This is a genomic window from Oscillibacter sp. MSJ-31 (assembly GCF_018918025.1).
Lineage (GTDB): Bacteria > Bacillota > Clostridia > Oscillospirales > Oscillospiraceae > Hominicoprocola.
The window spans coordinates 58,024-67,741 of sequence record NZ_JAHLPT010000013.1 but is presented as its reverse complement, the minus strand read 5'-3'; the positions used below and the strand labels follow the sequence as shown (position 1 = coordinate 67,741).

At 53.5% G+C, this 9,718-nt stretch carries 2 protein-coding genes; both read left to right on the top strand.

Going from position 1 to position 9,718, the window contains the following annotated elements; genetic code table 11:
* Positions 1-1,062 (top strand): S-layer homology domain-containing protein (locus KQI17_RS09565; protein WP_216495934.1); only part of this gene is annotated, 1,062 nt, incomplete at its 5' end.
* A gap of 112 nt (positions 1,063-1,174) precedes the next feature.
* Positions 1,175-9,502, top strand: a complete 8,328-nt coding sequence (locus KQI17_RS09560; RefSeq protein WP_216495933.1) for a CotH kinase family protein — start codon at positions 1,175-1,177, stop codon at positions 9,500-9,502.
* Positions 9,503-9,718 lie beyond the last annotated feature (216 nt).

Here is a 9,718-nt window from a genome sequence, read left to right as displayed (position 1 = left end):
CAGCTCGCGACCATCCTCGCGAAGCTCCTCAAGCTGCCCGCCGCGAAGGACGCGGGCTTCACCGACAACACGGCGGATGCCTGGTACTATGATGCCATCAACCGCTGCGCGGCTGCCGGTATCCTCAACGGTAACGGCGACGGCACGGTGACGCCTGACGCGCCCATCTCCCGCGAGCGCGCTATCGTCATGCTCGGTCGTGCGCTCGGCATTGAGCCGATCCGCGAGCCCGACCTGACGAAGTACACCGACGCGGCAAAGGTCGCGCCCTACGCGCAGGGCATGGTGGCCGCGATGATCGAGGCCGGTATCGTGGGCGGCGTGACGGCTGACGAGCTCGCCCCGCAGGCGAACATCAACCGCGCGTCTACCGTCACCATCCTCGACCGTGCCATCAGCATCTATGCCGACAAGGACGGCGCGACCATCGACGCCAAGGACGCCAAGCTTGTGCTGATTGTTGCGAAGAATGTCAAGGTTACCAACGCGCCTGAGGGCGCACTGATTATCGTGGCGGACGGTGTTACCGGTACGACTGTCAACGGCAAGGCAGTTGCCGCTGGCGAGGTTTGTGCGGTACCCGCGGCTTCCGCGTCCAGCGGCGGCAGCTCCAGCGGTGGAAGCTCTGGCGGCGGCAATACGCCTACGACCGGCGGCGGCAATACGCCCACGACTGGCGGTGGCAATACGCCTACGACCGGCGGCGGCAATACGCCTACGACCGGTGGCGGTAATACGCCCACGACCGGCGGCGGCAATACGCCCACGACTGGCGGTGGCAATACGCCTACGACCGGCGGCGGCAATACGCCTACGACCGGTGGCGGTAATACGCCCACGACCGGCGGCGGCAATACGCCCACGACTGGCGGTGGCAATACGCCTACGACCGGCGGCGGCAATACGCCTACGACCGGTGGCGGTAATACGCCCACGACCGGCGGCGGCAATACGCCCACGACCGGCGGCGGCAATACTTCCACGACGCCCGGCGGCAATACGCCCACGACCGGCAGCGGCGCTGCAAATAACGCGGGCGGCAATGCTATGACCGGCGAATAACAGGCAATAGTACTGTTTTAAAGTCAATAAAATCAGCCGAGTGCTGTTGCAAATGTGCTCAGTACTCGGCTGACTTATCTCATACTGATTATATGAATGGAGGTGCGGAGCTTTGAAAAGGTTTATGGCATATCTTCTTTCTTTGTGTATACTTATTTCCTTAGTGCCGACGTATAGTATATCTGCCGTAGCGGCAGAGGACAAGCTGGTGCAGATTTCCAAAAAGTCATTTAGGCTTGCACCCGGCGTGACGGAATATGAGCTGGTCACGAATGACAATGACCTAAGCAAACAGCAGGTTGGACATATTATGGAGATCTCTCCGGACAGTTCTTCTGAGATCAGGGTCGGTTATAATGACTACAATATTCGCGCAATCGCTTCCGGAAGCAACTGGGCGATGGTCAGGCCGACGGAGCAGGCGCAAAAAGCTGAAACAGCTGCGCAGATTGATGTGATCGGCGTTGTCAACGGAGACTTTTTCAATATGGCTAACGGCTGTCCGTCGGGCTACACGGTCATGCAGGGAATGACGGTCCGCGATGTGAACAGTTCCTGCTTCTGGATCGACAGCGCGGGCAAGGCGCATATCTCTGCAAACCGCGCAGAGGTCGAGTCCATCTGCACGCAGGAGAATGTTGCGGTGCAGGAAGCGGTCGGCGGCGGTGCAATCCTTGTCGAGGATGGACAGAGAACAAATGTGGGCGGCAACTATGGCGACGCTGCCAATCCGCGCACGGTTGCCGGCATCAAGCCGGACGGAACCGTTATTTTGTACATGGTAAACGGACGCCAGGCGCCCTATTCTGTTGGCATGGTTTACGGCGATCTTGCCGATATCATGCTTCACCTTGGTTGCGTTGACGCGATCAACCTGGACGGCGGCGGATCGTCAGTATTTGCAACGCAGCGTGAGGGCGAGAGAAACAACAACGGAACTGCTGGCCTCACGGTGCGTTGCCGTCCCTCAGACGGCTATGAGCGTTCCGTTTCGACGAGTTTGATGGTCGTTTCCACAGCTGCATCCGATGGCGTGTTTGACCACGCCACAATCACCCCAGCACAGGAGATATATACGCCCAACAGCACGGTGCAGTTCAGCGCGGCAGGTATCGACAAGGCCGGCAAGCCCGCGCCTCTTCCTGATGGCCTGACATGGACGGTTGCCTCTGGCGATGGGAGGATTGACGCCAACGGTCTGTATTGCGGGAGCAGTAACGAGGGTGTGGTGCGGATCGAGCTCAAAAATGGCAGTGCCGTTGTTGGTACAGCAATCATTGAACAGCGCTGGCCGGACAAATTGGGGTTCACCAACGCCAGCATTTCTTTAGACTTCGGAAAGTCGAGCGATCTTACATTTAATCCTACCTATAAGGGCCAGCCGATTCACTATAAGGATGGAGACTTTGTATGGGGCGTGGATGAATCCAAGAGCTTGACCTACAAACATTCCGCACCCGTTGAAAAGTTTACAAAACCCGGATGGGGTGGATATACGACGCAGCTTTCTCTACCTCTTACCGGAGTGATTGGAAGTACGCAAGTGGCAACCGCCAGTTACAGCAACTATCTTGTGTATGAAAGCAAGTACAAAGAAACATCGAGAAATATCTTCGTGGATGATCGCGGTGTGATCCAAGCGCGAGAGGAGATCAAACACGAGACATCAACCATTTGGTCGTATACAAATGGTTCGCTGGTCCTGGATAATATTACAGCCGATGTTGAAGCTGATACCGGAAAAGGTCAGGGCGGGGTTCAGGGCATTAAAGAACAACAGACGGTCGAATTTACGCTTGGCTCGTTCAAAGGGAATATATTTACTTCTGACGAGAATAACTCCTTCAATGGAACATTAAAGGTCTCCTTGAAAGACCAGCCCAGTATTTCTGCGTCGATAGCGGTGATTGTCGGCATGGAGCCGGTTGTCTTAATGGACTTTGAGGGCGGACATAAAGACCCAATCACGGGAAACACGCTTCCGGCTGAAGACTATTGGACTGTCCATGTTGGCATGAGTGAGACAAACGGCGGCAACTCGCTCTCTCTTGCTGAGCGTGAGAAGTATCGCCTGATGGTTCGAGATACGACAGCGAAGGGAGTTGTATTCCCAACGAATGCTGACGGTAGTCAGATCAACGGGATCGTAGCCGCAGAAGATGATCCGAATGTTCGGTTTGGTAGTCACGCTTTCAGACTGGCATGGGATTTTACAAAGGTTGCACAATCGGCTGTTGGCGCCGCAGACTTCGGATTTTCTTCGTTGATTTATGCGCATGTCGTGCAGCCGACAAAAATTGGTTTCTGGCTGAATGTTCCTGAATCTCTTTCGAATGACGACAGCCAGTTGAAAATGATTTTTGTTGGGGGAATTACAGAGGTTACAGATACTACTCAGACAGAGGAGACAAATAAGGAAAACGCCTATTATGATATGGATGCAGAGGGAAACTTGACTTGGCATCCTCATAAGCTTCCCAAGGGGACGACCCAGTACTTATGCTACTACAGCTATGATTCGGAAGGAAACATAACCGGCCGTACGCTGAGTGACTGGGCAGGGAAGGGCTGGACCTGGGTCGAGGCAGATCTATCCGGAGCACAGTTCCCGATCGGTATTCAGTATGGTTATACGATTCGCGTGGTATCTCTGCCAAATTCCGTAAAGCGTTCGGGCACGATACTCATTGATAATCTGCAGCTTATTTACGGTACGAACACCAACGATATCAATAATCCTGTCATTGAAACTGTCAGTGAGCGAAACACCAATACAACGCTGTCGCCGTCAGGTGTTACGGAGATCACCAAGAGTGCAGTGGCTTTTGAAGCGCTGTATAACGATAGTGCGGACAAGGATAAGTATGCCAGCGGCATCGATGCGGGCAGCGTCCGCATCTCTGTTGACGGTGTGGACTTTACCGCAAGCGCCGAGATCAGCGAGTCAAGCCTGCTTCTGCCTGCGGTCACACTGACCAACGGCGAGCATAACGTCAAGGTTTCGGTAAAGGATCGTTACGGCAACGAGACGGTGGCGACGCGCACGATCCGCATCAATGATGATGCCGGAACCGACGCGCTGGTGGGGTTACGTGCGCAGGAGGCAGCACCGCAGATCAACAGACCTTATCAGATTGATATCATCAGCAAGACGGGACAGCCCATTGATACGGCAGAGGTTTCTTTGAAACTCTATGAAACGTATTTGGACAAGGTTGCCGTCACGCCCGGCAGCGGCTATTCTGCAAACTTTGAAAAAGATGCGCAGAATAAGCTGATCAAGATCAGTATCTCCAAAACGGCTGAAGATGTTGAGCGCAATGAGGTCTTGGCGAAGGTTTCGATCAATATTCCCGGCGAGGCATCCTCGAACGAAAACTTAGTCTTCTCAATTCCCTCTGGTCGCTATGAGGAAGCCGGTGGAGCAGCCACATTTTCCGTTGCGGAACAGAGCCGACCGCTTACCGCGGCCTATATCGTAGCAGCAGAAACGGCGATTAAAAATTACCCGACCGTCATTACTGTGAAAACGGAAGGCGGCGAACCCGCAGCCAATGTCTCCGTCTATTGCGACGGAACGCTGCTGCCTGAGAGAACAGATTCCAACGGCCAGCTGACACATATCTTTGATGCGGCGACCAGCAGTGCGCATGTGGTCTATGCTATGGATGATGATGGCGGCCGTTCCTGGAATGTAAACACACCAGTGTGCGATTGGGCAACGGACGGCAACGGAGAACCCTTTGGCATTCAAAATGTTGCTGTAAAGCACGCGGAACTGAACGCAACGATCACATGGATGTCTGCGATTGGCGAGGGCAACGCGAATGGGTATATCCGTTATGCCGAGGACAAGACAAATGTTAGCTCTGCGGAAAATGTGGAGGCAGCAAGCAAGGTTCTTGCATTTGCGCAGGCAAACGGCGGAGAGGCCATGTATCTGCATACGGTTCGCCTGACAGGACTGACGCCGGATACTACCTATTTCTATCAGGTTGGCGATGGCACAAAGTGGTCGGATATTCTCAGCTTTACGACGGCATCCGATAACAAGAAGGCGGATACCAGTTTTGCTGTGTTCGGCGATATCCAGACCGGCGACACTTCTCGATTGGCGGCGGCTCTCAATGCAATTCGCGAAACAAAATACGATTTTGCAATGCAGACCGGCGACGCGATCGATAATGTGACCAATTTCAGCCAGTGGCGCGCACTATTCACAGTGTTGAATGCGAACACGCTAGCCGTTCCAATGGTCCATACGCTTGGCAACCATGAGTACTATGGTGCTGCCAACGGTGAGATCAGCAGAGACATTTTTGCACTGCCTGAAAGTGCGCAGGGATCCTATTACTCGGTTGAATACGGCAGTGTATATGTCGGCGTCATCAATAACGGCGGGAATATTGCCGAGGCATTGGGGCAGATGAAGCAGGATGCGGAAGCGTCCTCCTGTGAATGGAAAGTGCTTGTCACTCACGAACCTGTTTATGGGACAACGGATGAGATGTCTGCCGATGCAAGAAAACGGTTTACTGATGCAATCGAGGCTGCTGGAATCGAGTTTGTGTTCTCAGGAGATGACCATTCCTATGCGAGGACCTATCCGATGAAGGGTGGAGAGAAGCTGCCGGTGGAGAGTACTGATGGTGTGATCTACTATATCTCCGGTGATCTGAGCTCGAAGGACAATGCGTTCAACATAAAAGATCATTTTGCCAAAGCGATCGCACACAATGAATACGATGGCTGTTATCTGACTGTTGAAGCAAGTGCTAATTCCTTTACTGTAAAGGCAGTTAAGTACAACGGAGAACTGCTTGATTCGTTTACCCGTATGCGCAGCGCCTGCCAACAGGGCGATCATAGTTTCACAGATGAGAGCCAGTATATTCTAGCGACAGATCAGATTACCTGCGCACTTTGCGGCACACCAATTTCAGCAGCTACAAGTGGCTATACTGGCGTGCTTAGCACACGTGATGGCATGGGAAGGGTTATGATTAGCGCAGGTTCGCTCAAGAAAAACGAGTGGTTTGCGCTAGGAGAAGATATTTGTCACGCGGGTGAAGATGGAATCCTGCATGAGACAGAAACAAAGGATACTGCAACTTGCCTGAATAATGGCATGCTCATGTCAACATGCAAAACATGTGGAGAAACGTATAGAGGTTCTTCGACTTGGGCAAAAGGGCATACTTGGGATGCGAACCATCACTGCACAATTTGTGACATGCAGGGCATTGACATCGCGCAGGCTGAGTTGACAACTCAGTATCGCTATTATTCCTATACAGGAACAGGAATTCGACCGGCTTCATCAGCAACTTACAATGGGAAAAAGCTTGTAGCCAGCAGTGACCGTTATGGTACCGATGCCTATGTCTCATATCAGAATAATACAGAGATTGGTATTGGAACGGTCATCTACGAGGGACGAGGGAACTTCTATGGTGAAGCATCTGTCACTTTCACGATTGTTCCGGCAAGCGTACAGACGATTACTGCGACAGAGAGCGGGATGCACAGCATTACCTTGGGATGGGCTGCCGCCAAGGGCGCACCGACCTATCTGATCCAACAGAAGATGGGCGAGAAGTGGTATAAAGTCGGTGAAACGAGCGCGACAAGCTTTACGGTTGACAGGCTGGAAAGCCAAACCGAGTACGAATTCAGAGTGAATACTCGAGCAGTTGCCGGAGGAACAAATTATTACAGCCTTGCGTACTCGAATGTTCTGAAGGTCAAAACAATTGGTGATCCGTCAGAGTTGAGCGAGACATACATCATTGGCATGGACTGCGAAGTATTCGGGCAGACGATTAGGCCGCAAAGCGTGAACGCACGAGACTACTTATTCCTGCCGTCCGCATCAGATCTGGATGCACTGCATCTGCGCTTCACCGTAGAGGGGACAGATGAGAAGATCACTGTGAGCGGGAATGCAGGAAGTATAGAGCTAGCCGGATACAATCAGGACTTAAATATCAACTCGCTGGCGATACCGGAAGAAGATGGTAGCTATTTGCTGGAGGTTAGGCTGAGTGATCTGCAGCCGGTGACGATCTACCTCCTGCAGTCCTCTCATATTCCCGCCATGTACCTCACCAGTACAAACCCTGCCGAACAGGGGCGAGATTATGTGGATGAAGAAAAGGGTAGGGTAGCGACTGCTCATATGCAGCTTGTAACGCCTGATGGGACAGCACGGTACGATGGGGAACTGACACAGCTCAAGGCGCGTGGTAATTCAACATTTAAATTTTATCCCAAAAAATCGTATCAGATCAAGCTTGCGACTGGTGCAGACCTTCTTGGGAATCAGGAGAATACGAAGAAGTGGGTTTTGCTCGCCGGCTACGGTGATGCGACACAGATGCACGATAAGCTGTTTAAAGACCTTGCCGCAGAGTTGGGCCTTGCCTATACGCCAAGTTGTGACTGGGTTGACCTGTATTACGACGGAGAATACCGCGGGGTCTATCTTCTCAGCGAAAAGAATGAGATAAGCGCTTCCTCTGTTAGTATTACAGATATGGAGAAAGCCTATCGGGACATTTTTGAGGAGTATGGCACGGCGGTCACAACAGACACAGCAGAGAATAAATACGGCATCAGCTTCCTCTATACAAAAGGCCTTCCTGCATTGGCTGACATTACCGGCGGCTATCTGTTGGAGCTGAACCACAATGAGATTGACGAAGCAAACGGATTTTCTACCAGAAAGGGCGTTTCTTTTAACATCAAGAGCCCTGAATTTGCTGGAGAAGATGCAGTCAGCTATGTCAGCGAATACTATCAGGAGTTTGAGGATGCCGTGTACGCTACGGATATTTCCGGAAACTACACCGGTTACAATGAAAAGACAGGGAAATACTACTATGACTATTGTGATATAAATTCGCTGGTCAAGGTATATCTTCTCCAACAGTTGAGCTTGAACTCGGATAGCTTTGCGTCGTCTCTGTTTTTCTACAAGGATGCGGGAGCAAAGCTGTATGCCGGTCCCATTTGGGACATGGAGATGACATGCGGAACGGCTTGGGAAGAGCAGCTTCACCCGTCTCGTGACTTCTTGCAATTGCGCTATTTAAGCGAGGCGCTGCAACAGATCCCGAGTTTCCAGAACGCCGTAAAGAAATACTTCCAGACGGCTTTTTCGGAAAAAACGAGGGACCTCTATGGTGCGGATGGCCGAATTGCTGCGTATTATGAAAAGCTTGCAGACAGTGTATCAATGAACAGCCATCTTTGGCCGTATGTGCGCGTTGGTTCGCCGACTGCTTCGAATCACCTGTGGAGAGAAGGGACGACCTACGATGATGTAATTGATGATTTGATGCAGTGGATGCAGCAGCGCTTGACTGTTATGGAGAATATGTATAAGACCGGTGCAGATAGCGGCAATACCGGTGGCGGCGGTTCGACCGCCACGAACACCGAGACCACGACCAACCCGGACGGCTCTGTCACCAAGACGGAGACGAAGCCCGACGGTACGGTGATTGAGACGACCACGGGCAAGGATGGCAGCACCACCAAGACTACGACCAAGCCTGACGGCAGCTCCGTGACCGAGAGCAAGACCGCCAACGGTACGACCGGCACGGTCAAGACTGATGTGAACGGCAGGGCCGAGGCGGAGGCCAAGGTCAGCGAGAAGGCGGTCGAGGACGCAAAGAAGTCCGGCGAGGCGGTCAAGGTCCCGACCGAGGTTAAGGCGGGCGAGAGCAGCAACAGCGCTCCGACCGTCAAGGTCGAGCTGCCCAAGAACGCGGGCGGGACCAAGATCGAGATCCCGGTCGAGGACGTCAACAGCGGCACGGTGGCGGTCATCGTCTACCCCGACGGCACGGAGGAGATTGTCAAGGATTCCAAGCCGACCGAGGATGGTGTTCAGCTGACCGTGGATGGCAGCACGACCATCAAGATCATCGACAACTCCAAGGACTTCATCGACACGCGCGACCATTGGAGCCGCGACGAGGTGAACTTCGTTGCCTCGCGTGAGATCTTCAACGGCGTAGGCGGCAATAACTTCGGCGTGGATCAGCCGATGACCCGCGGCATGGTGAACACGGTGCTGGCGAGACTTGCGGGCGTCGATACCACACCCAAGAACGGGCAGAAGTGGTATGAGGTCGGCAACGAATGGGCGAGGGCCAATGGCATTTCCGACGGCACAAACCCCGAGGCGAGCGTGACGCGCGAGCAGTTAGCGACGCTGCTCTACCGCTTCTCCGGCAAGCCGGAGGTCAGCGGCACGCTGCGCTTTGCGGACGCGGGGGCGGTCAGCGCTTACGCGCAGGACGCGCTCCTCTGGGCGACGCAGAACGGTATCCTGAACGGCGTCGGCAATAACTGCGTCGCGCCGAGCGCGGATGCCCAGCGCGCGCAGGTCGCCGCCATGATGGCGCGGTACCTCAAGAGCGCAGGCTAAAACCGAATACGGCACAGCAAAGAGGGGCGGTCCGCAGGACTGCCCCTCTTTCTTCTTGCTCTGCCATCTCTGTGCCCAAACTCGCTCGCAGGTATCGGCGGCGAGGACTGGGAGTAAGCGTAAAACATATACCTGTGACTCGTATATCGGCCGGACCTCGATTTTCGGATTCCTGTTCTACGAGGACTTCACATCGTTCAAGGATATTGTCGACAC